The organism is Sulfurospirillum arcachonense DSM 9755, assembly GCF_000597725.1.
GTDB classification, from domain to species: domain Bacteria; phylum Campylobacterota; class Campylobacteria; order Campylobacterales; family Sulfurospirillaceae; genus Sulfurospirillum_A; species Sulfurospirillum_A arcachonense.
The window spans coordinates 72,079-96,550 of sequence record NZ_JFBL01000004.1 but is presented as its reverse complement, the minus strand read 5'-3'; the positions used below and the strand labels follow the sequence as shown (position 1 = coordinate 96,550).

The 24,472-nt window shown below is 28.9% G+C and carries 21 protein-coding genes; all 21 read right to left on the bottom strand.

The genetic code is table 11. From position 1 onward, the window contains the following. Window positions 1–190: 190 nt before the first annotated feature. The gene (pssA, locus tag K354_RS0104605) at window positions 191–889 is read right to left on the bottom strand and encodes a CDP-diacylglycerol--serine O-phosphatidyltransferase (RefSeq protein ID WP_037940280.1); all 699 of its coding nucleotides are present in this window, start codon (window positions 887–889) and stop codon (window positions 191–193) included. Between the two features lie 22 nt (window positions 890–911). After that, a complete protein-coding gene (locus tag K354_RS0104600) occupies window positions 912–1,568 on the bottom strand; it encodes a phosphatidylserine decarboxylase (RefSeq protein ID WP_024954335.1) in 657 nt (218 codons plus the stop codon). Next, window positions 1,558–3,540, bottom strand: a complete 1,983-nt coding sequence (ftsH, locus tag K354_RS0104595; RefSeq protein ID WP_024954334.1) for an ATP-dependent zinc metalloprotease FtsH — start codon at window positions 3,538–3,540, stop codon at window positions 1,558–1,560. Before ftsH ends, K354_RS0104600 begins: the two co-directional genes overlap by 11 nt. A gap of 3 nt (window positions 3,541–3,543) precedes the next feature. Next, on the bottom strand, window positions 3,544–4,368 hold the full coding sequence (locus K354_RS0104590; protein WP_024954333.1) for a 50S ribosomal protein L11 methyltransferase: 825 nt from the start codon (window positions 4,366–4,368) through the stop codon (window positions 3,544–3,546). A gap of 6 nt (window positions 4,369–4,374) precedes the next feature. Further along, complete coding sequence (locus K354_RS0104585; RefSeq protein ID WP_024954332.1) at window positions 4,375–4,740, bottom strand: response regulator; 366 nt, start codon at window positions 4,738–4,740, stop codon at window positions 4,375–4,377. A gap of 67 nt (window positions 4,741–4,807) precedes the next feature. Continuing rightward, entirely contained in the window at window positions 4,808–5,524 is a 717-nt protein-coding gene (hisA, locus tag K354_RS0104580) for a 1-(5-phosphoribosyl)-5-[(5-phosphoribosylamino)methylideneamino]imidazole-4-carboxamide isomerase (RefSeq protein WP_024954331.1), read from the bottom strand. A gap of 8 nt (window positions 5,525–5,532) precedes the next feature. Continuing rightward, window positions 5,533–6,144 carry an imidazole glycerol phosphate synthase subunit HisH gene (gene hisH / locus K354_RS0104575; protein WP_024954330.1) on the bottom strand — a complete coding sequence of 204 codons (612 nt, stop codon included), beginning with the start codon at window positions 6,142–6,144 and terminating at the stop codon, window positions 5,533–5,535. Beyond that, window positions 6,128–7,048: a PDC sensor domain-containing protein gene (locus tag K354_RS0104570; RefSeq protein WP_024954329.1), complete on the bottom strand. Its 921-nt coding sequence runs from the start codon at window positions 7,046–7,048 to the stop codon at window positions 6,128–6,130. Before K354_RS0104570 ends, hisH begins: the two co-directional genes overlap by 17 nt. Before the next feature lie 70 nt (window positions 7,049–7,118). Continuing rightward, window positions 7,119–8,849: a polysaccharide biosynthesis protein gene (locus tag K354_RS0104565; RefSeq protein WP_024954328.1), complete on the bottom strand. Its 1,731-nt coding sequence runs from the start codon at window positions 8,847–8,849 to the stop codon at window positions 7,119–7,121. Beyond that, entirely contained in the window at window positions 8,846–9,796 is a 951-nt protein-coding gene (locus K354_RS0104560) for an MraY family glycosyltransferase (RefSeq protein ID WP_024954327.1), read from the bottom strand. Before K354_RS0104560 ends, K354_RS0104565 begins: the two co-directional genes overlap by 4 nt. Beyond that, complete coding sequence (locus K354_RS0104555) at window positions 9,793–11,913, bottom strand: STT3 domain-containing protein (protein WP_037940259.1); 2,121 nt, start codon at window positions 11,911–11,913, stop codon at window positions 9,793–9,795. Before K354_RS0104555 ends, K354_RS0104560 begins: the two co-directional genes overlap by 4 nt. Next, window positions 11,900–12,769 (bottom strand): NAD-dependent epimerase/dehydratase family protein, encoded by an 870-nt coding sequence (locus K354_RS0104550; protein ID WP_024954325.1) that lies wholly within the window; start codon window positions 12,767–12,769, stop codon window positions 11,900–11,902. Before K354_RS0104550 ends, K354_RS0104555 begins: the two co-directional genes overlap by 14 nt. Beyond that, entirely contained in the window at window positions 12,766–13,902 is a 1,137-nt protein-coding gene (locus K354_RS0104545; protein WP_024954324.1) for a glycosyltransferase family 4 protein, read from the bottom strand. The genes K354_RS0104550 and K354_RS0104545 overlap by 4 nt, the downstream gene beginning before the upstream one ends. After that, window positions 13,895–15,793, bottom strand: coding sequence for an asparagine synthase (glutamine-hydrolyzing) (gene asnB, locus K354_RS0104540; RefSeq protein ID WP_024954323.1), 1,899 nt, complete (start codon window positions 15,791–15,793; stop codon window positions 13,895–13,897). Before asnB (K354_RS0104540) ends, K354_RS0104545 begins: the two co-directional genes overlap by 8 nt. Window positions 15,794–15,992: 199 nt before the next feature. Next, on the bottom strand, window positions 15,993–16,946 hold the full coding sequence (locus tag K354_RS0104535) for a hypothetical protein (RefSeq protein WP_169733417.1): 954 nt from the start codon (window positions 16,944–16,946) through the stop codon (window positions 15,993–15,995). A gap of 55 nt (window positions 16,947–17,001) precedes the next feature. Continuing rightward, window positions 17,002–18,393, bottom strand: coding sequence for an MBOAT family O-acyltransferase (locus K354_RS0104530; protein ID WP_024954321.1), 1,392 nt, complete (start codon window positions 18,391–18,393; stop codon window positions 17,002–17,004). Next, window positions 18,394–19,611 carry a hypothetical protein gene (locus K354_RS0104525; RefSeq protein ID WP_024954320.1) on the bottom strand — a complete coding sequence of 406 codons (1,218 nt, stop codon included), beginning with the start codon at window positions 19,609–19,611 and terminating at the stop codon, window positions 18,394–18,396. Between the two features lie 6 nt (window positions 19,612–19,617). Continuing rightward, entirely contained in the window at window positions 19,618–20,673 is a 1,056-nt protein-coding gene (locus K354_RS0104520; RefSeq protein ID WP_024954319.1) for an NAD-dependent epimerase/dehydratase family protein, read from the bottom strand. Between the two features lie 15 nt (window positions 20,674–20,688). After that, a complete protein-coding gene (locus K354_RS0104515) occupies window positions 20,689–21,618 on the bottom strand; it encodes an NAD-dependent epimerase/dehydratase family protein (RefSeq protein WP_024954318.1) in 930 nt (309 codons plus the stop codon). Beyond that, entirely contained in the window at window positions 21,615–22,559 is a 945-nt protein-coding gene (locus K354_RS0104510; protein ID WP_024954317.1) for an NAD-dependent epimerase/dehydratase family protein, read from the bottom strand. The genes K354_RS0104515 and K354_RS0104510 overlap by 4 nt, the downstream gene beginning before the upstream one ends. A gap of 9 nt (window positions 22,560–22,568) precedes the next feature. After that, the gene (asnB, locus tag K354_RS0104505) at window positions 22,569–24,470 is read right to left on the bottom strand and encodes an asparagine synthase (glutamine-hydrolyzing) (protein WP_024954316.1); all 1,902 of its coding nucleotides are present in this window, start codon (window positions 24,468–24,470) and stop codon (window positions 22,569–22,571) included. Window positions 24,471–24,472: the final 2 nt, after the last annotated feature.

Sequence of the window (24,472 nt, the reverse complement as noted above, 5' to 3'; positions counted from 1 at the left end):
AATTTTAGAGGCTGAGGAGGAAGAGAAGGAGAACGTTATTTCTCTTTTTTGTTGAAATATTTTTTACATGTACATATGTCATGACGTCTCCTTTTTATTTAATTTCTCAGATAATATGAATAAAATCCATACTATCTTCAATCACTGAAGCACGAAGTGTGACTTCTGTAATTTAATTTTGTTAATTATACTAGATTTTTTTTCGTTTTGCAACTATAAAAGTATATACACCTCTTAAAAGTCCATATAAAAGATAAGCTGTTATAAGAAGTGTTGTACTCTCAATAGGAAATAAATAAAGCAATGAAAACACTAATATAAGTGCTATTAGCACTTTTATTAAATTTGCTTTTTTTAAATCAATTTTTTTAAAACTTGGATACCGAATGTTACTGACCATAAGAAAAGACAATACTCCTAATGACAATAACATTAAAATTTCATAACCTTGCATTACTGGGTACTCAAGATAAGTCAATATCCACATAGTCAATACTACAGCTGCTCCAGGAATTGGAATACCAATAAATACTGATGGCTCTGTTGAAATACTCATAACATTAAATCTAGCAAGCCTAATAGCACCAAAAACTACATACATAGCACAAAAAAGTGCTCCTAGTTTTCCAAATTGATGCCCTATACTAAAGTAAAAAAGCATTGAAGGAGCTGCTCCAAATGCTATAACATCTGCCAATGAATCAAACTCTGCACCAAATTTACTTGTTGTGTTTGTAAGTCTTGCTACTCTTCCATCTAAACCATCAAATACTAACGAAAGTAAAATATAAATTGCTGCTTTCTCAAATTGCCCATTTGAAGAAGCAATAATTCCAATCATCCCCAAAAAAGCGCTAGCTGCTGTAAAAAGATTTGGAAAAATATACATAAGTTGTAACTTACCTTCACTATTAGTTTTCACTTATATTTCCTTTATGTGCAAAGTATCCTAATACACTCTCTCCAGCTTTTACTTCATCTCCAACTGCCACTTTAATTCTTGTATCCAAGGCTAAATATAATTCAACATTACCTTCAACCAAAATACCAAATCTTTGCGCTGATTTCAATGGTCCAACAGTTTTAAATAGCTCAATTTTTCTAGCAAATCTACCAGCATTTATATTCATAAAAAGTTCACTATAACTACTTTTACATGTAAGGGTAACTTTTTCACCTAACTCTTTACTTAAGTTTGAACTAGCTGCTAGAAAAAGACCATGTCTTCTTTGACACTCTTTTATATTCATAACCGTAGGAGCTCTCAAAATTGATACTTCTGTAAGAGTTTTTTGTATCTCTACTTTTATATATTCTTTCCCATCAGTGTATAAGAATTTTGAAATATTAGTTATTGTTCCATCACATGGAGAAAGTACTGCCATATCATCATCTTCAGCAGGAAGCCTTTCTGGGTTCCTAAATAAAAATCCTGTAAAGACTAAAAGTACAAAAAAGACCCATGAAAAAACATCAAACCACACAGATACAACAAAAAGACAAAATACAAATAATATATATTTCCATCCTTCTTTTGCTATTACCTGTGTTGATGTATTATTTTTCATTGTCTATTTCTTCATCTTTTGGAGTATCTTTTTTTGGATTAGACATTTGTTTGTTGTTTCTTACTATAGATACTATATTATGTTCATCTTCATACGCGTGTATAATTTCACGCAACTTATCACCATCTATAGTCTCATATTCTTTTAAAGTAAGGACTATATTTTCAATACAATCTTTATATTGATTTAATGTATTAAGAACAACATCATATCTTTCTTGAAGCATATTTTTTACATAGGCATCAAGATTTTCTGCCATTTTTTCACTATACTCATTAGATGTGCCACCTGCTAAGAATGTATTTCTTTGTTTAGTAAGAACCATTAGTCCAGCAACTTCACTCATGCCATACATACCAACCATAGATTTAATAATATCTGTTGCACGCTCTAAATCATTTCCTGCACCAGTACTTATTTCACCTATAAAAACTTCTTCAGCCGCACGACCACCCAATAAAACATCAACTTCTGCTACAAGTTCATGTCTTTGAGCTAAAAATTTATTTTCTTCAGGAGTATTTAGTGTATATCCAAGTGCTGCTAATCCTCTTGGAATAATAGAAACTTTAGATACACTTTTTGCACCTTTTGTAGTTTCAGCTATAAGAGCATGTCCACTTTCATGGTAAGCTACTATTCTTTTTTCTTCAGGATTTATACGTCTGCTTTTCTTTTCAAGTCCAGCAATTGCACGTTCTACTGCTTCAACCATATCTACTTGTTCCACATGAGATTTGTTTTTTCTTCCACCAAGTAAAGCAGCTTCGTTGATAATATTTGCCAAATCTGCCCCAGCAAGCCCAGCAGTCAGTCTAGCAATCTCTTCTAAATCAATATCTTTTGAAAGTTTAATACCATTAACATGAACCTTTAAAATGTCACGTCTACCCTGAAAATCTGGCTTATCTACTAATACTTGTCTATCAAAACGTCCTGGTCTTAAAAGTGCCGCATCAAGAACTTCTGGTCTATTTGTAGCAGCAAGTACAATGACAGGAGACTTGTCTGAGCTAAATCCATCCATTTCTGCAAGAAGTTGATTTAGTGTTTGTTCTCTCTCATCATTTCCACCCATTTGTCCATTTGCTGCACGGCTTTTACCAATAGCATCGATTTCGTCAATAAAAACAATAGCAGGAGCTTCTTTTTTTGCATTTTCAAAAAGGTCTCTTACACGACTTGCACCAACACCAACAAACATCTCTATAAAAGATGATCCTGAAACTGAAAAGAAAGGAACACTAGCTTCACCAGCAACTGCTTTTGCAAGAAGTGTTTTACCAGTACCTGGAGGACCTACTAAAAGAACACCTTTTGGAATTTTTGCTCCAAGATTTAAATAACGATCTGGATTTTTCAAAAAATCTACTATCTCTTTTACTTCTTCTTTTGATTCTTCCACACCAGCAACATCATCAAAAGTAACATCTGGTTTTTCTGAGTTTACAAGTTTTTTACTATTTCCCATTCCAAGGATTCCACCACCCATATTTTTTTGCATACGATTAGCAAGAAGCATCCATATACCAAAAAATATAAAAATAGGAATTACCCATGAAAAAAGTATCTCTGTAAACACATTTGTTTCATTATATCCACCATAAGGAATTTTTTTCTCATCTAAAAGAGGAATAAGAGTATTGTCTTCCCCTACTTTTTTTACTATATAAACTGTTTTAGAAACACCATTTTCAGAAATGGCTCTTAGTATAGTTTGTCCTATAGCTACATAAGTGACTTGATTCTTTTTCACTAATTCTTTAAAATCATAATAATTAATATTTTTTGTAACTGCTTTTGAGTTTCCAAGTATATTATCTCCACCAAAACCATCATCTGTTGCTAAAAAGCTTTTAAATATCATAATAATTACGATAGAAAATATCGCAAAAACTAAAAGTGGATTTTGGTTAAAAAAATTATTATTTTTATTGTTTTTATTGTCTCTATTATCGTTGTTTTGGTTCATTTATTACCTTTTAAGTACAAGTGTATACCACTCATCTTTTTTATATTTTTCTAAAACTTCTAAAGAACTATATCTTTTTTCTACTCTATCTATATACTTATCTAATATTCCTGAGAGTATCAATATACCCTCTTTTTTTGTTGTATTAATTAAATCTGAAGCTAACATAATAAGAACATCAGCTATAATATTTGCTATAACGACATCATACTGAGCTTCAGATTTTTGAACTGAACCTAGCCAAGAAGAATGAAATCTTTCTTTATTTAATTTAAAGTTTTCTTTTGCACTCTTTACTGCTAATTCATCAGTATCACACAAATCAACAACAGCTTCAAGTTTTGAACTAGCTATAGATAAAATTCCACTACCACATCCAACATCAAGAACTTTATCATTTTTTTGTAAATATTTTTGTAACATCACAAGACATCCATAAGTAGTCTCATGATGACCTGAACCAAATGAAAGTGCAGGATCAATTAAAATATTTAACTTATCTTTTTTAGGTTCTATCCAACTAGGATGTATGTAAAATTTTCCAACTACTATAGGTTGTACAGAATTTTGATAACTACTTATCCAATCAATATTTGGCTTTTCTTCTAGTTTTGTTGTAACGCTAATATCTTGATTTAAAGAAGCTGCAAGACTTTCAGCAAAAACTTTTACACCAAATTCAATAGTATCTAAGTCATCTTCACTACGCACGATTATTACACCATCGCACTCTTCTATAGCTTCATTTGTTAATGTTAGGATAAAATCGGCGAAACGGTCGTATTCGCCGATTGGGGTGATTTGTAATTCGTAATAGGTCTTCTTCATATATGATTAACCTAAAACATCCTCTAATTTTTCTTTTAAAACAGCAGGTGTAAAAGGTTTTACTATGTAGTTGTTAACTCCAGCTTTCAAAGCAACAATTACTTCAGCTTTACCGCCTTCAGTCGTAACCATAATAATAGGCATATCTTCATACTTTTTTTCAGCTCTTACTTTTTTTACTAACTCAAGCCCATTCATCTCTGGCATATTCCAGTCGGTAATAAGAACATCAATATCATCATTTTCACACATAATCTGCCACGCTTGCACACCATGTTCTGCTTCTAATACGTCTTTATAGTCCAACCTTGCTAATGTATTTTTAATTATGCGGCGCATTGTCGAGCTATCATCTACTACTAGCAATCTCAATGTCACTCCTTTTAACAAGTTATTTTGACTACATTTTAGCTAAATTTACTTTGAAATTACTTTAACTTCAATTAGTATTCACTAGTTTAAATGCATCCATTAAATCGAGTGTACCTTCATAATAGGCTTTACCAACTATTACTCCTGATACTTCTTTTGTGTCTAACAAAAGTTGAATATCATTCATATCCTTTACTCCACCACTTGCAATTGTATCAACTCCAGATGCTCTTGCAATTTCTAATGTAAAATCAACATTGACACCACTAAGTGTCCCATCTTTTCCTACATCTGTACATATTATAGCATCAACTCCAGCATTTGCAAAATCTTTTGCCAAATCAGTTGCTTTCATAGTGGATTTTTGGGCCCACCCTTCAACTGCAACATAACCGTCTATAGCGTCAATACCTACTACAATAGAGTAAGATTTACACATTTTTTTGACAAACTCTGGATTTTTAAGTGCAATTGAGCCTAAAATAACTCTTTGTATCCCTAAATCACAATATCGTCTTATTGTATCTTCATCACGAATTCCACCACCAAGTTCTAACTTTAAATTACAATTTTGGCGAATTTTTTCTATCTGATCAATATTTTTTGGCTCTCCTGCAAAAGCCCCATTTAAATCTACTAAATGAAGCCATTTTGAACCCATATCTTCAAACTGTTTTGCTACTTGCCAAGGTTCATTTGAATAAATCTTAGCTGTATCCATAAGCCCATGAGTTAATCTAACTGCAAGGCCATCTTTTAAATCTATTGCTGGTAAAATATCCACTTTTATCCTTATATTTTTGTAAAATTTTGTAAAATTTTCAATCCATTATCATGTGACTTTTCAGGATGAGGTTGTACACCATAAATATTGTCTTTTTCTATAGCACTCGCAAAGTCATAACCATAAAATGTTTTTCCAATAACATATTCATCTTTACATGTAGCATGAAAACTGTGTACAAAATAGAGATAAATCTCCTTACTCATTCCTTCAAAAAGTTTTGAATCACGCTCCACAAAAAGCTCATTCCAGCCCATATGAGGAACTTTTAATTTATGATCAAATTTTGATTTATCAAACTCTTTTACAATTCCAGGGATAAGTCCTAAACCTTGGGTAAAACCAAACTCTTCACTACTATCAAGTAAAAGTTGCATACCTAAGCAAATGCCAAGAAGGGGTTTACCGCTCTTAGAGAACTCAAGTATTGATTCTTTCATACCATTGCTGTTCAAATTTTCCATGGCATCTTTATATGCACCAACACCAGGCAATATAACTTTATCAAAATTTTTTAATTGATCAGGGTCTTTTATAACTTCTATTTTTGTATTTATTTTCTCAAATAAATTTATAACACTTCTCAAATTGCCCATATTGTAATCAATTAGAGCTATCATCGTCTTCTTCCTTTTGTGATACAGATTTTACGTAAAAAGCAAGTGCCACTAAAAGAACTGACACCCCACCTATAAGATAAACAGCAGAAACTATATGAGTAGGATCTGTAATAGCAAATTTAAATACTAACATCAATGCTTCTATTGCTAAGGCTATAATGATTGAGCCTAAAAACCGAACCATGGTCTTATGAATACCTGTGGTATGATCTCGTTTATGCCGTCCTAAAACTTCTTCTTCAAATATGGTTTTTACCAAATCAAATATGGCTAATGCTAGTGTCAAAAGAATTGTTGATTTAAACATCATTTCTATATTTTCAATTGCACTTACAAATCCATGAGAAATAAGACTTGCTAAACCATTGTAAAAAAGTAAAAATGCTACTAATAAAAGAGCCAATGAAAATGTACTATATGCAAACTTTATAAAATTATCAAATACGCCTTGAAGTGAAGATGGATGAGCTATCTTTAAAACATCTACTAAAGAGATATCCATACACGCTACATATTTTAAATCTGATTTATCGTCATAAATAGGATATGCCGCTGTAACTGTCAATGAATTGGTTAAAATAGAAGGATATGGATCAGTCAGTACACATCTTTTTTGACGAACTGCGCGATAAAAATAAGATTTATTACTTCTATTGGTTCCTAATCCACCTTTGTACTCTTGTTTATTCGTTAAATTTTCAGTAACTTGTTTTCCACTTGCATCAAGAACATACAATGCTTCAAAACTATCTACTTCATTTACTATTTTATCAAGTGAATTTTCTATTGTCTTTAAATCTGGACTAGGCAAACGATTAGGCATATTTCTGGTAAAAAGATAACAAAAATAAGCTCTTGCTCTTGGCCTAACTTCTGAAAACTGTTGTATTTCACGAACTACCATTAAAGTACCTTCTTTATTAAATATATGGCATTTTATCTAAAAAAGATTAATTTTAGTGTATAGTTTTTATTCAACCTTTATTATGATCAAATTCTGGAACAATTTTTTTAAGTTGTGTTAATTTATCTTTACATGTAAGAAGTTCTTTTATATCTTCATTTAAATCATCAATATTATAATCTGTATTTCTAGCCACCGTGATAGACTCATACTGTGTTTTTTCATCACTATCATTTATAAGTAATTCTTCATAAAGTTTTTCACCTGGTCGAAGCCCAGAGAACTCCACTTGAATATCTTTTTTACCTGATAATTCTATCATTTTATGCGCTAAATCAACTATTTTGATAGGTTCACCCATATCTAATATAAATATTTCTTTACCTTTTGCAATAGCTCCTGTCTGAAGAACAAGCTCACATGCTTCAGGTATAAGCATAAAATAACGTGTAATATCAGGATGTGTTACAGTAACTGGTCCACCTCTTTCTATTTGGTCTTTAAATTTTGGTATAACAGAACCACTACTTCCCAATACATTACCAAAACGCACAGAGGCAATCTCTGTATTTTTTGCATCTACATTACCAGCATAAAGTTCACAAATACGTTTCGTTGTTCCCATAACATTTGTTGGTCTAACTGCTTTATCTGTTGATATTAATATAAACTTTGTAACATTATATTTTATAGCTAAATCTATGCAGTTTTTAGTGCCTACAACATTATTTTGAATACCCTCTTCTATATTTTCTTCAACCAAAGGAACATGCTTGTAAGCAGCTGCATGAAGGATAATATCTGGTTTACATGTAAAAATAGTTTTTTCTAATGCTTTATAATTTAAAACACTATGCATAACTGATTTTACCATAGGTGCATTTAACTCTTCAGTAATTGAGTAAAGATTAAATTCACTATGATCTAAAAGTGTTAATTCTTTGACTTCATACTTTAAACACTGCCTACTTATTTCACTACCTATGCTACCACCAGCACCTGTTACAAGTACTTTTTTATTTTTTAAAAATTTTGATATAACATCTTTATCTAAGTCCTTTGGATGCCGAGCAAGTAAATCTTCAACGCCAATATTTTTTAACTGAGAAACAAATGATTTATCATCTAAAATTTTATCCATAGAAGGAAGTATACGTATATCTTCAAAATAACTATTTAGTCTCTCATAAATAACATTTATACGTCTTTGTTCTGCTGAGGGCATTGCAATGATAAGTAAATCATATTTATCATCTATTTTTTCTTTTAATTCCTTTTTGGCAATAATCTGAATTCCATCTATACTTCTTTTATGTAAAGATTTATCATCATCGACAAAATACTTAATTTTATATGCAGAGTTGCGATACTCTTCTTCTAGTTTCAACCCTGCACGTCCTGCTCCATAAATAACTAAACTTTTACTCTTTTTTACTTTACTTCTATTTATATAAAGATAATACATATACATTGAAAAATTTATAATAAACAAGTAGAAAAAAAGTTCTGAAAGAAAAAGTGCTATTCTCACTTCTCCATGATAAAAAGGCATATAAATACAAAAAGCTCCAACATAAACAAAACTCTTTATAATAAAAGTCTTTTGTGTGGCTTTACTCCAAGATAAAGAATAATCTTTAAAAAGTAAAATCGAAGCAAAAATACGAATTAAAATAACAACTAATATAACATCAACTTTTATTTCTTTATGAAAAACCCAAAAAGTCCAAGTAAATGTTAAAAACGTTAAAAATATAATAACTAGTAAATTTAAAACTCTCTTATCTAAATTAATATTCATATAAAAATTTTCTTCCTATCAATAAATTTTACAACAAAATATAATACTATAAGTGATATTAAAAAAGCCAAAATAATATTTGAAATAAAAAATACTAAACAAAATAAAACAATATTCACAATAATAGAATAAATAACCACTTTACTATGAGACCAACCACTTTGAGTTAATCTTTGATAAGCATGTTTTTTATGAGCTTGACTTAGTTTTTCTTTGTTTTTATATCTTCTAAAAAGTGTTAGTGTTGCATCAAACCAAAAAAGTCCAAAAAGCATAATCCATATCCATAAGTTAGTTGGCTCTTGATTTGAGTAATAAATAGTAAATATAGCAATATTGTAACCCAAAAGTGTGCTACCTACATCTCCCATAAATATTTTTGCTTTGTGCCAATTCCAAACTAGAAAACCTGCTACTGAAGCAATCAGGACTAAAAATAAGTTACTTTGAAACAATATAAAACCAGCAACCCCAAGAAAAATAGCTTCACTACCGGCATAGCCGTCTATACCATCTAAAAAATTATAAAGGTTAATAAACCAAATAACGAGTAAAATTGCAAAAAGATTTGTTACTATTTGATTTTCAATAAACAATACACTGTTTAACCCACCTAAAAAATACAAACCTAAACAAGCTACAAAAACCTGAACTAAAATTCTAAACTTAGCACTAAGATCAAAAATATCATCAAAAAAGCTCACTACAGAGATTACTACACCAACCAAAAGAGCATAAAATATATCTTGATTTATCATCTCGTACATGTAAAGATAAACGAGCCCTACAAACCAAGTAATAGCTAAAGCAATACCACCACCATGAGGAGTTGGAACACTGTGAGAACTCCGCTCATTTACTTCTGCTAAAAGTGATTTTTTTATAGCATAGTTTTTTATCATATACGTTAAACCTAAAGAGCTCAAAAAAAGTAAAAAATAAATCATATTTTTAACTTATAAACTTTCGCACTAGGATCTAAGATAACTGGTTCAAACAAATTTTTGTCATAATTTTCAAATACAAAAAGTTGTATATAAGTAGAATTAATCATATCTTCATCTAAAACTAAAAAAGTATTATATGAACGCATATATACCAAATATAAATTACCATCCTTATGTATGCTTTGTCTTTGTCTAATCAATTTTTTATTTTTATCATAAGCCGTTATTAAAAACTCTTTTACTGGAACTTCTTGATTTCCAATTTGTAATATTCCACTTTTTTTATTAAACAAAATTCCACGATCTAAATTTAAAACCTCTTTAGAGTCTTTAAACCTATTTGTTTGATATATAAAAGGTCTTCTCTTCATTTTTCCACTCATCAAATCTATATCGCTAAATTTTGCTACTGTTGGAAAAATACCAAGCATACGAAATGGGAGGTAAAAATATATGTCTCTAGTTTTTTTAGGTAATTTTATATTTGTAGATAAAGAAATCAAAAAATCATTTGCATCTTGAAAACCATTATCTAAAGTCATATTAGCTATATTTGTACGATTTCTATCTTGATTATTTATCTCCATCAAAAATCTTTGCTCAGTATATTCTACATCTAGTCTAGCTAACTTTGCTGAACTTTGTTGTGAATTTGTAAGCATATAACTGACTGGGAAGTTTACTGATCCACTGTGCTTTCCACCATCAATAAGAGTATCAACATTACTATAGTAGCGAATAGGGTATCCGTAGTCCCACCAAGCAACTACATAATCTTCTCTATTTGCTATATTTTTTAATTTATCTAAAACAGTAACTTCTTGTTTGTTCATCACAGTTGGAACTTTATAATTAATTATATGAATAAGATTTGGATATAAAACCGCTAAGGTACAAACTACGATAAACAAAGTTCTTATATAAAAACTACTCTGTTCATTTGCCAAAAATTTCTTAAGATAATCACTACATGTAAAGATAAGATAAGAAATACCAAAAGCCATCATAGGAACAGCATATATCGTGAACCTAAGTCCTCCTACATAAGCTAAAAATCCAAGGCCAATCATAGGAAGTCCTAAAAGTATAACCCTACGCCTAAAAACCAATAGAATATAACCTATTATAGACAATATAAATGTGATAGTATGTCCACTTATACGATTTGCAAAAGTCTCGAATGGAATCTTTCCTGCTTCTCTTACTGTTTGCATGACTGAGAAAAAATGAAGTTGCAAATCTTCTCCCATAACTTTAACAGTATCTTTAAAAACATATCCTTTTAATTGCGCCCAGATAGGAGAAAATCCGCCGGTAAACATAAAAAGTAAAAAAGCAAATCCGAAAAGATAATATATGTATGAATCAATCTTTTTATTTTTATATAAAAGGTATACTCCTATAACGGTAATAAATCTTACAACACCAGGTAAACCCATCATAGCAAAAAGCATAATAGATAGTAACTTGTACATGTAAAGGTTTTTTCTCTCAAACACTAGAACATAAAACAGTATCAATCCAAAAAATGCAAATTCTAAAGAGTAACTCTGAGGATACCACCATCTATAAGCTACTATCTCTAATGCTGTAAAAAGTAAGTACTTCTCTTCATGAGTTTTTATTGCTAAGATAAGTGACCATAAAAGAAAAGTTGGAAAGACTATATTTAACATATCAGTATCAAAATAACCTATCATAGTACGATTATAATAACTCCAAGCTATACTCGCCAAAAGAGCTGCAACAAAGCCAAACTCTACCCTTTTTAGACTCTGAGCTATCAAAATCATAGGGATAACAATAAGTGAGCTTAAAATAACTGGCATATAAAGTATAATTGTTTCAAAAGAGAAAGGCAGTATATAAGCAAAAAAAGCTGTTAGCTGAGAACCTGCTGTATTAACTGGAGAACGTGCAAACTCACTAAAATCCCAATTAAGTATATCTCTAGCTCCTTCTGCCCAGTAGTAACCATCATTGGTATTTATCATAAATTGATTATTCCACATAAAAGCATCATAATCACTAAATTGATAAACCCAGATAAGTCTTATAGCAACACTAAATGTAAATGCTATAAGTATATAAAAAATTGTTTGTTTATTGCTTATCATTTTTTTCACCTTGAATCATATATAAAATACCCTTTTCTGTAGTATATAGATTTTGTAAGTTTAACATCTCTTTGGTTTGAGTATTATCAACTTGCAAATCTCCATACAATCTTTTATGAAATGATGGCTTTATATACTTTAAAAAACTTTCAAAAAATGGTAATTTAAAAAGATATACTTTTTTGCCTAAACTTTGCGCGATAAGTTCACAAAGCTTTGAAGTACTTAGAAGTTTATTATCACTAGCTAAAAAAATACCAGATTTTTGTTGTATTATAATTTCATCTATCATATAACAAAGATTGCCTATATAAACCATGCTTCTTTTGTTTTGTATCTTACCAAATGGAAGAATAGGAATTTTTTTTACTAAACGCACAAGACTTTTTATATTTGCTTTAACTCCATATCCATATACTATAGGTGTTCTTATGATAACTACTTTAAAACTCTCATCTTCTAATTTAGACAGCTCAATTTCTGCTTTTAGCTTGCTTTTACCATACTCATCTTGAGGTTTACATGTAGAGGTTTCTTTATAAACTATATTATTTTCTTCCCCATACACTTTGACTGTACTCATAAAAACAAACTGTTTTACACCACTCTCTTTTGCTTTTTTTGCTAGGTCTAACGTCTGAGCAATGTTCACCCTTTCGTACTCTTCTAAACTTGCTCCACCCATTTGGTGAACCAAAGCTGATAGATGAAAAACCACATCTATATCTTTTACATGTAAAGATTTAAAATCATCTTTTAGAAAGCTAAACTTTTGGATGTCGTATCTATCTTTGTATTTATCTATGAAGTAGCTTCCTACAAAACCTGTTGAGCCTGTGATTAGTATTCTTTTCATAAATCACCTTCATATATTGCAAAATGTTTTTCAACTACTTTCTTTATATCAAACTCATTTTCAGCAAGTTTTCTTCCAGCTTTTCCCATACTATTTCTTAAGTCGTTATCTACTATCAACTTTTCTATATTTTTAACTAAAGACTCTGCATTTTTTACTTTACAAAGCAATCCTGTAATATCTGGCTTTATAGCATCTCTACATCCTGGTACATCAGTTGTCACAATAGCTCTACCACAAGCTGCTGCTTCTATAAGAACTTTTGGTAAGCCTTCTCTATATGATGGAAGCACTACTATATTTGAATCACTAAATACTTTTTCTATGTCACTACTAAAACCATATACTTTAACAAAATTATCTTCTTTTATCTTTTTTACATCATCATTTGTTAAACTTGCAGGATTATGCATATCTATATCCCCATATAGTTCAAATTCTACATTTGGCAATTTTTGTTTTCTTGTGTCATGCACTCTCTGTGAAAATATTTTTGCAACTTCAATGTATTCAAATACACCTTTATCTTTTAAGAGCCTACAAGCCATAGATACTTGTATATTCTCATTATTCTCTTCAATATATTTATATTGACTCAAATCTACTCCTGAGCCACTTATCAAAGTAATAGGTACTTTCAGTATAGAGTTTATAACAGCTTTATCATCGGGATTTTGAACTATCACATGAGAATTCCTTCCACAAAGTGCAAATCTATACAGATTTTTTATTACTATTCTTACTATTGAAGCCTTTATACCTTGTTTTATAAATATGAATCCAAGTCCAGATATAGAAAATACTTTTTTACCTATATTTAAAAACCTCGAAGCTATTCCTCCATAAAGAACAGGCTTTATAGTCACAAAATGAGCTATATCAGGTGAACTATCTTTTAATACTTTAAGTATTTCAAAAAAAACTTTTATTTCACTTTTTATTCCTGCACCACTTCTGGAGATATTTAGTAAATGTATTTTGAATCCTAAGTTTTCTAAATACTCTTTTTTGTCAGTTATACCACAAGCTAAATGAACTTCATAACCTTTTTTTAAAGCTTCTATTGCCAAAGGCAATCTATGAGATATAAAAAACCAATCTACATTTACTATAAACAAAATTTTCTTAGTCAAGCCATTTTTCCTTCCACATCTGATACATTAAAATAAACCAAATAGTTGTGCCTATATCTTCGCCTTCAAAAAACCTTTTCTTTAATATATTTATTTCTTCTGTAACAAAAATATTTTTATCAAGTATTTTATTATCTAAATACTTTAATACTAAAGGCTTTAATTCACCTCTAAGCCACTCATTAAGTGGTATTTGAAACCCTGATTTTGGTTTATCTACCATCTCTTTTGGAAGATATTTATATAGCACTTGTCTAAGTAAATATTTTCCTTGGTTATTTTTATACTTTATATTTAATGGTACTCTTGCCATATATTCTATAATTCGGTGATCAAGTAAAGGTTCTCTTCCTTCTAAACTTACACTCATAGTTGCTCTATCTACTTTTGTAAGCACATCATCATTCATAAATAATTTATAATCAATAGCCATCATCTGATTTAAAAGCTCTATTTTTCCTATTTTTTCCCATTTTTTAAACAGTTTTTGATTTTGTGCTACATTTAAGCACCTTACTATTTCTTTTTTATCCACATAGCTACTAGCATTTTCAAACATTTTTTCTAAACTGCTACTCTTAATAGCTCTTTGAAATTTTGTATATTTATCTTTAATATTTGTTTGTTTTAGCTTTTTTGGTAGTTTTTCATTAATATATTCAATACTTTGTGCACTAAATATATTTAAACCATTTTTTACAACTGCTTTTTTTAATTTATTTGAAAAAATATTTTGAAATTTATTTAAAAAGAAGTATTTGCTATATCCACAAAAAGCCTCATCTCCACCATCTGCGCTTAAGGCCACAATCACACTTTGTCTAGCTAACTTTGATACTATCATTGTAGGAAGAGCGGAACTATCGCCAAATGGCTCATCATAGTAAAATGGTAAGCTTTCAACTAGATTTAGCATATCATTATTTTTCATATAGTATTCAGTGTGATTTGTACCTAAGTATTCGGCTATTTTTTTTGCATGTTTTGCTTCATTGTACTTTTCATCATCAAAACCTATAGTGAAAGTATTGATTTTTTTACCTTGTTTTTTAGCAAGTATAGAAGCTACAAGAGAACTATCATATCCACCACTTAAAAACACTCCTACAGGCACATCTGATACCATTCGTAAATCAATAGCATTATCAAGTATTTTTTCAATGTCTTCTATTATTTCATCTTCATTTTTTGTAATTTTTTCTTGTAAATAATAATTATTTACATCCCAATACTTTGTAATTTCAAATTCAAAATTATCTATTTTCAATTCTAGGTAATGTCCAGCTTCTAGTTTAAAACAATTTTTAAATATCGTATATGGAGCAGGTATATATCCAAACTGAAAAAAGTAAGGTAGAGCTTCTAAATTTTGCTCTTTTTTAAAAGCAGGATGCTTATGAAATGATTTTATTTCAGATGAAAACATAAATTGGTTTTTATTTGTATAATAATAAAGAGGCTTAACCCCAGCTCTATCTCTGACTATTATTAGTTTATCTTGAATCTTATCTAAAATAGCAAAAGCAAACATACCTATAAACTTATCAATACACTTTATATCCCACTCTTTATAACTATAAAGTATCACTTCTGTATCACTATTTGAGATAAACTTATATCCTAAACTTTCAAGTTCACTTCTTAAACTTTTAAAGTTATAAACCTCTCCATTAAAGACTATCACATAATTTTCACAGTTGCTTAGAAAAGGTTGATGTCCATGAGAGCTTAAATCTTGTATTGATAATCTATTATGTCCAAAGTGAACTCCACTTTTTTCATCAAAATATACTCCACTGTCATCCGGACCTCGATATGATTGTATTTGAAGCATATTATTTAAGACATCTATACTTTTGTTTTTATCTATAAATCCAATTATTCCACACATTTATTTTCTCTTGCTTTTAGTTGATACATAAAATATAATCATTTTTCTAAACCTAATTAACTTTTATGGAGTAAGTAATCTTAAATTATACTTTTTTAAATATTCAATAGAACTTACTTTTCCTAAAGTAACATGTGATGTATCATATTAAGGTTAAAATTTTCCACCTCTCTTATTACTCATATATTAAAATAGGGAATTATCTCAATTTATTTTTTAAATACTTAGCTAAATAATCACTATATATTTTTCTTCCTTCAATATTTAAATGTCCATTATCAGCCCAAAAAAAGTCTTCTATCCTAAAATTTGTCAAATCTATATAATGTATATTTTGCATCCATTCTTTGACATGACGACTTTCATATAAATAGTGATTATGTGCTATTGGTTCAAAAACTATTATTGGATGAATTTTGTTTTCACTTATTATTTTTACCAACTCTTTAAGTATCTTAAATGTTTTTTTATTAATATTTTTTAAATTCTCTTTGTATTCTGATTTTTTATTGATATTAGAACCAAGTAAAATTCCATCACCGTTAATACATTTTAATATAATTTTATTTTTGTTGATCTTTTGCCTTCTAAAAACTTTACAATCATATTGCTCAGCTTTAGATTTTACTTTACTAATTTCATGTATCACTACTTTCTTCTTATTTTCAGGTTCGAAGCTATCATAAAATAATTTAAATTTAACCACTATTGCAGAAGAATAGCTCAAAAATATATGTCTATTTTTAAGCCAATAATATAAAGAATTATAAAATAGTTGTTTATTAGATATATGCTTATAAAAAAAGATATCCTCTAAAAATGGATTTTTGACTTCAGTTATATCGTTATATAAAGTATTTATTGGTATACTAATCACAATATTTTTGGGCTTTTGCTCAATTGCCCTTTTTACATAGGTAGGATAATCTACTAAAAAATTTCCACTTACACCAAAATTATATATATCCAAGTCATAATCTTTAAAAATTTTGGTCGATATATGAAAGATAGTACGACTACTACCTATAAATACAATATCTCTATTTAATTTTTTATTTAATGTAAAATGCTTTATTTTTGAACTTTTTTCTTCAATAAAACTATTGTTAGTTGTCCTTAAGTCAGAATACATAACTAAAAATATATCTATCATGAAGAAAGTAAAAATAACAAGCATAAATGTAAAAAAGATATTTTTTTTAATTTTATTAGAAGTTAAAGTATAAAAATTCACTTTGCCCTCCGAGAAGCCTCATTGCCACAAAAGAGCATACGAGTAAAAAAGAAACATAAAATATCATCATTTTACTGTATACAAATCGAACTAAATTGTAATTTGAGTTTCTAAAGAAAAAAACAATAATAAAACCCAATATAATGGCTAAAATCCAAATTGGATTTATCATATCTATTCCATTTTTTCCAACCATTCCATTTAAAACCTTAATCGCATCAGACAACCCATTAGCTCTAAAAAAAACCCAAGCAATATTCACAAAGTTAAAAGTTATAAACCAAGAAAGATATTTGTTCATGGTAAAGCCAAAATTTTTCCAAAGTCTATGAATAACTAAAGCAATCCCATGAAGTGTACCCCAAAAGATAAAAGTCCAACCAGCACCGTGCCAAAGACCACCAAGTATAAATGTTGCCATTAGATTATAATAAACTCTAGACTTTCCTGCTCTATTGCCACCAAGAGGAATATAAACATAATCTCTTAAAAATCTTGATAATGTTATATGCCATCTTCTCCAAAAATCTTGTATATTTCCTGCTTTGTATGGAGAGTTAAAGTTTATAGGAAGATTAATATTAAAAAGTAAAGCAGTGCCTATTGCCATATCTGTATAACCACTAAAATCAAAATAAAGTTGAAAAGTATAGGATAACGATGTTGCCCAAGCTTCAAGTAAAGTAAGGCTAATAGAGTGATCAAATCCAGTGGTTGCCCAAATAGCAAAAATATCAGCAATGACAACTTTTTTAAATAAACCAATTGAAAATATAAATAAACCACAAGCTATATTTTTATAATTTTTAGCCTTATTTCTTATCAAAGCAAACTGAGGCATCATTTCTTTATGATGAACAATAGGTCCTGCAATGAGTTGAGGAAAGAAAGTTATAAATAAAGCGTAATTTAAAAAATCATACTCTTTAGTCTCAAACCTGTAGCTGTCAACTAGATAAGCAATCTGTTGAAAAGTGAAAAATGAAATAGCAAGAGGTAAAGCTAATTTTATAAAGGTTATATTAGAACCCATAATAAAATTTACATTAAATATAAAAAAATCAAAATATTTAAAATAACCCAATAAGAATAAATTAGCCACTATACCTATAGTTAAAATAGACTTTTTATTAATCTTTTTTTGCTCACTTTTTATATTTAATGATTTTCCTATAACATAATTAAATAATAAGGATGACAATATTAAAGGTAAATATAGTATATTCCACCAAGAATAAAAAAATAGTGAAGTAAATACTAAAAATGATTTACTTGCTTCCGTTAATCGCTTTGAGTTTAAATAAAAATATACATAAAAGGTAAAAGGTAAAAATACAAATATAAATTCGTAGCTATTGAAAATCATTTATATGTCTAAAATAGATTTTATTTTATTAATTCTATGAAAATGTCTATGTCTATCTAAAACATATTCCAATGTGACTGATGCCATGTTTTCAATATATGAGATATCTTTAAATTTTTCTAATTGAGACTCTAAATTTGAATAATCTTTTTTTATTTCAATAAAATGTTCATTTGGAATTAATATATCATTATACCGTCCTTCTAACATTAATAATGAAGTTTTAGTTCCAATAGCATCAAAATGTCTTGAAGATATGGCTTTAGAATAAAATTCACATCTATCATAATTTTTAATAATATATAGATATACTTCATTGAATTTTTCTTCTTCTGATATTAAATATTCATATTTAATATTTAATGTATCAGAATACTTATAGTAAATATATTTGATAAACTCTTTCATTTTTTTTGGTAAAAAATGGTAAAAGTCAAATATTGAAGAATCTTTCTCTATAGTTATTCCACCTTCTTCTTTTCTTTTTTCCGAAAGAAATTTTTGTATTTCAATCACCATTTTATCATCTTTTTCAAGATAATAAGTTCCTGCTTCGGTTGCAATAGTACCTTTACAGTTATTTAAAAAATCTGCCCACTGAATTCTATTAAATCTTTTATTTGGATCACAACTTATATTACATAACAAGTTATACTTTTTTGAATTTTTATTAATAACATTAAAAAAATCATTTCTTTCTTTATCTCCCAAATGTATATCATATTTAAATGACCTAACACCTAAATCAATATTTCTGCTAGCAAGATTTTTGATGGGATAAAAAGCTTTATTATTTAAAGCATGAGGTATTGATATTACTTTCGAGTTTATACAGTCTTCATATAACCATGTACCTGTGTTTGCTAAAAGTTGAGTAAATATATAATTGGGTTCTAATTGTTTTAAAATAGAAATCCTATCTTTCATATAAGTATTGGGAACATTAACTTCATTTCCTACAAACGAAACTAAAAAACCTTTTCTTTTTTCTAATATGTAAAGTATATTCTTTAAATATATTAAATTGTCTGCATTAGTGGAGTGCAATAAGACAATTAATTCATAGGAAGTTATTTGCTGTAATAATTTCTCTTTTGAAAAATTACAAATATCATATGACTCGGTTTTAAAAAAAGAATCATTAACAAAAGCATCATACCAATCGTCATAATATGATGCTGTTGAAGAATAATTGGCATATAAAATTAATGTCCTCATAATAGTTTATATTTTATCCATATGACTAGAATGTTTTTGAATATTTTCATTGATCAAGTCTATATTATTTTTTGTCCAGTGAATTGTTGTTTTTAAGCCATCATCTATATTAATAACTGCTTTAAATCCCAACTCTTGTTTAGATTTAATGATAGAAGCAAATCTTTTTCCTGAATTATCCCAGTTTCTTTTAGGTAAATATTCAATTTCTGAAGTACTTTTTGAATACAATTTTATTTTTTCTGCCAATTCAGCAATCGTAGTTTCTTGCCCACTTCCTAAATTATAAACATCTCCTTCAGTTCCATTTAATGCACATAACATTAATCCCTTACATATATCATCTACAAATATAAAGTCTCGTGTTGCAATACCTTCATTTTCTAAAGGAATTTTTTCATTATTAATTGCTTTATAAATAAAAGTAGGAGTTACATTCCTCCAAACAGTCGCATATGTCCCTCTCCATTCTCCTGCTCCTAATACTTCACCTGGTCCATATACATTTTGGAATCGTGCTCTTACTGTAGGTAATCCATGTTGTCTAAAAAAGTAAACAGAATAAAATTCTCCAAATATCTTAGACATTGAATATGGACTATCTTGAACCAATGAAATTGGTGCTTCCTCATCTGTAGCACATGCTTTATCAAATGTTTTTTCAGCACAAGAACATCCTGCAGCAGAATAAACTAATTTTTTCAAATTTTTATAATCTTTAATATGATTCATAAGTTTTAAAGTAGTTAAAGTATTATTTTCATGATCTTTCAAAGGATCAAAAATTGAACTTTGATTTCCATGAAAAGTAGCAAGATGAAAAATAAAATCAAAACTATCATCAATATGTTTTAAAATTTCATCATCTACAATACTACCTTTTAAAAATTGTAGCCTAAAATCATTTGGTAAATTTTCTTTTTCTGAAGACATTAAATTATCAACAACTACTACTAAAACATTTTTTGTTTCATTTAAAATATTTTTTACTAGATTTGCTCCAACAAATCCTGCTCCACCAACAACTAGAACTTTACTATTTTCAAAATTTTCATATTTCATTAATAACCTTTTTATTTACTTAGGCGTTGATAAATGACTATAAATATCATTTATGCCATATTTTGCATACCAATCTAACTGATTTTTTACTGTATCTTTAAAAGATACTTTTGCTTTCCAATTAAATACTTTTTCTGTCTCTGAAGAATCTAATACTACAGCTTGTACATCATCATCACCTGCAGGCACTATTGGAACATCTATATTTTCTAAATTTAAATAATCTACAACTTCATCAAAAATATCTTTTATCGAATGCCCTTCTCCCGTTGATACATTGTAAACTCCTCTTGGAGCATTTTCATCAATAACAATATCCATCAATGATAAAAAATCACTCATATCTAAAAAATCTCTAATTGTATCACTACAAAAACAACTTTTATCTTCTTGTAATCTTTTATAAAATGTTGGAATAGGACCAATTGCAAGTCTTGGACCACAAATATTAGCTAATCGTAAAGATACAACAGATAATCCAGAGTTTAATAAAAAAGCTTCCCCAGCTGTTTTTGAAATTCCATAACTTGTAAAAGGTTTTGTTTCATGAGAAATAGAAATAGGAATACTTTTTGGTCGTCCATAACACAATGCTGTTTGAAAATTTACTAATCTCTTCACTTCAAATTTTTGGCAAAGTTTAACTACATTTATTGTACCTAATACATTTGTTTTTGTATCTTCTTCCCAATCAGATGGATCTTTATAAGAAGCAGCACTATGAATAACATGAGTAGGTCTAAATTTTTCAAAACAACTTTCTAATATGTTTATATCAGAAATATCCCCTTCAACAACTTCTAAACCCTTAATATCATTTGGTAAAGCTTCTTTTTTACCTGTTGCAAAATTATCTATTACAAATATTTCATTTCCATTAGGAAGCCAGTGTTCTATAAGATTTGTACCTAAACAACCTGCTCCTCCTGTAATTAAAAGTCTCATTTTTTGTTCTCTTTATTCATTTTTAAATGAGTAAATCCACCATAAACACCATGTTCATTGAAATATTTAACTGCTGCTTCTACTGTTTTTTTAATTGGAGTAAATTCAATTTTTCCAAAATCTTCAAATGTTCTTGATGGATCAAGTAAAATTGAAGGAGCATCATCTGGGTGAAGATCTTTAATTTCTGGCTCAGGATATTCTTCTAATCCCATTGCTTCTACAACTGCATCATATAGCTCTTTAATTGCTACATCACTTCCTGATGAAAAATGATAAGCACCACTTCCAGTACCATCACAAGCTCTTACTACCGCTTTTGCTAAATCTTCCACAAAAACGAAATCTCTTCTTGCTTTTGTTACAAAACATTTTTTACCTTCTGAAAGTCTTTGATAAAAAATAGGAAGAGGTCCACTAACATTTCTAGGTCCTACCACATTTGCAAGTCTAAATGTAACAAAATCTAAACCTGAAATTTCTAAAAAATCTTCATTTGCTGTTTTTGTTATCGCATAACTACTATTTGCAGGAAATTTTGGATGACTTAAAGTAATAGGTTGTTCTAAAGGTTTTACACCATAACATAAGGCAGTTTGAAAATAAATAAATTTTTTAACACCAAACTCTTTTGCTGCATGAATCATATTTGAACCACCAACACAGTTTGTCAAAGTATCATTGTACCAATCATCTGGATCCTTATAAGATGCAGCTGTATGAACTATAGCATCTGGTCTAAATTCAGATATAAGAGAATCCACCAACTCTTTATCAGAGATAGTATCGATTACAACTTTTAAATTTTTGTGTTCTACTAAATGTTCTCTTCTTCCTGTTGCTAAATTATCAATAACTAAAACTTCATCACCTCTTGCAAGTAACATCTCTGCTACATGAGACCCTATTTGTCCACACCCACCTGTAATTAAAACTTTCACTATTTTCTCCTATTTTATTAAATTTTTATAATCTTCATGTTTATCAATAAACTCTTGGTACCATAGTTCTAAAGATAAAAATCCCCAAACTTTTCTACCGAATTGTCCCTCGGATTGTACACTATTTTTAATCAACTCTTTATTAAAAAACTCTCGCTCTGGTCCACTATCAAATATGGATATTATAAAATCTTTTAATTCGTCTTTCATCCATAGGTTCAATGGTACAGGAAATCCCATCTTATCTTTTCTGTTTAAAATCTTTTCTGGTAAATATTCTTTTGTACTTTCTACTAACAACTTTTTCAATGTTCCGTTTTTAAATTTTATATCTGCAGGAATAGTTGCTGCAAACTCAACAATTTTATGGTCTAAAAAAGGCACTCTAGCTTCTAATCCATGAGCCATACTCATTCTATCTTCAACTTGTAATAATGCAGGCAATAATGTTTTAAAATCAAAGTGAGTCATCTTGTCAAAATAAGATTCTTTACCTACATTTTCACTATTAAATAATTTTGAAAAAGATTCAAAAGGATCATAGTCACCTAATTTATCCAAATAAATTTCATCACCTAAATTTGGTGCTCTATTTATTAGACTATAATACCTTTTATCTATTTCTTCAAACAATCCATCGCTCCAAAACTGTTTTAGCATCGGTTTATAGTTTTTTAAAGAGATCAAATTAGGAATAATTGATTCATAAGTAACTACATAATTCCCATTATCTAAAGTCCCTTCAACTGCTCCTTTGATACATTGTTCAAAATAAGCAACTAAATATCTCGTATATCCTCCAAATATCTCATCACCACCTTGTCCACCTAAAACTACTTTTCTAGTTTGTGAAGCAAGTTTTGATGTCATATATTGAGCAAATGAACCAGGTCCAGCAACTGGATTATCAAGATGATATGTTATCTTTCGTATAGTATCAATAAAATCTTGACTATTAATATCTATTTGACATAAGTTAATATTATTATCTTCACAAATACTTTGGGCATATACACTTTCATCAAATGTACTACTAATAGAAAACTTACCATGAAATGCATGAAGTTTTTTTTCTTCACTTTTTGAAGCAAGAATAGCCATCAAACTTGAATCTACTCCACCACTTGCATAAGCTCCAACAGGAACATCACTTCTTACATGATACTTCACAGATTCTTCAATCAACTCTTTTAATTTTTTCTCAAAATAAGAGGCTGAATGGTCAAAATCTATATCATAATAAACTTCCCAGTATTTTTTTATATCTATTTTGTTATTTTTTATTGTTAGAGTATGTGCTACACCCAGCTCCTTGATGCCTTTGAATAATGTTTTATTCTCAAGATAAAATTGAAAATACAAGTAGTCTTTTAATGCTTCTTTATCAACTTCCAGCTTTTCAAAAAAAGGTAATAGTGATTTTGCTTCTGATGCAAAATAAAAGTTATCTCCTATTTGTGCATAATAAAAAGGTTTTATTCCAAATCTATCTCTGGCACAAAATAGTTTTTTTTCTTTATCATCCCAAATTGCAAAAGCAAACATCCCTCTAAAGTGATTTACACACTTTTTACCCCATTTTCTATAAGAAGCTAAAATTACTTCAGTATCTGAGTTCGTTTTAAAATCATAATCATTTTTTAATTCTTCTTTTAATTCTAAATAATTATATATTTCACCATTAAATGTGATAGATAATTCTTTATCTATCATAGGCTGTTTCCCATCAGATGATAAATCTATAATACTCAGTCTTTTATGTCCAAAACCTATAGTTTCTTGACTATTTACCCAAATCCCATCGCCATCAGGTCCCCTATGAGCTTGTATTTCATTCATTATAGTAAGATGTTTTTCCAAATTTTTATATTTTTGACTTTTTAAATTAACTATTCCAACTATTCCACACATAC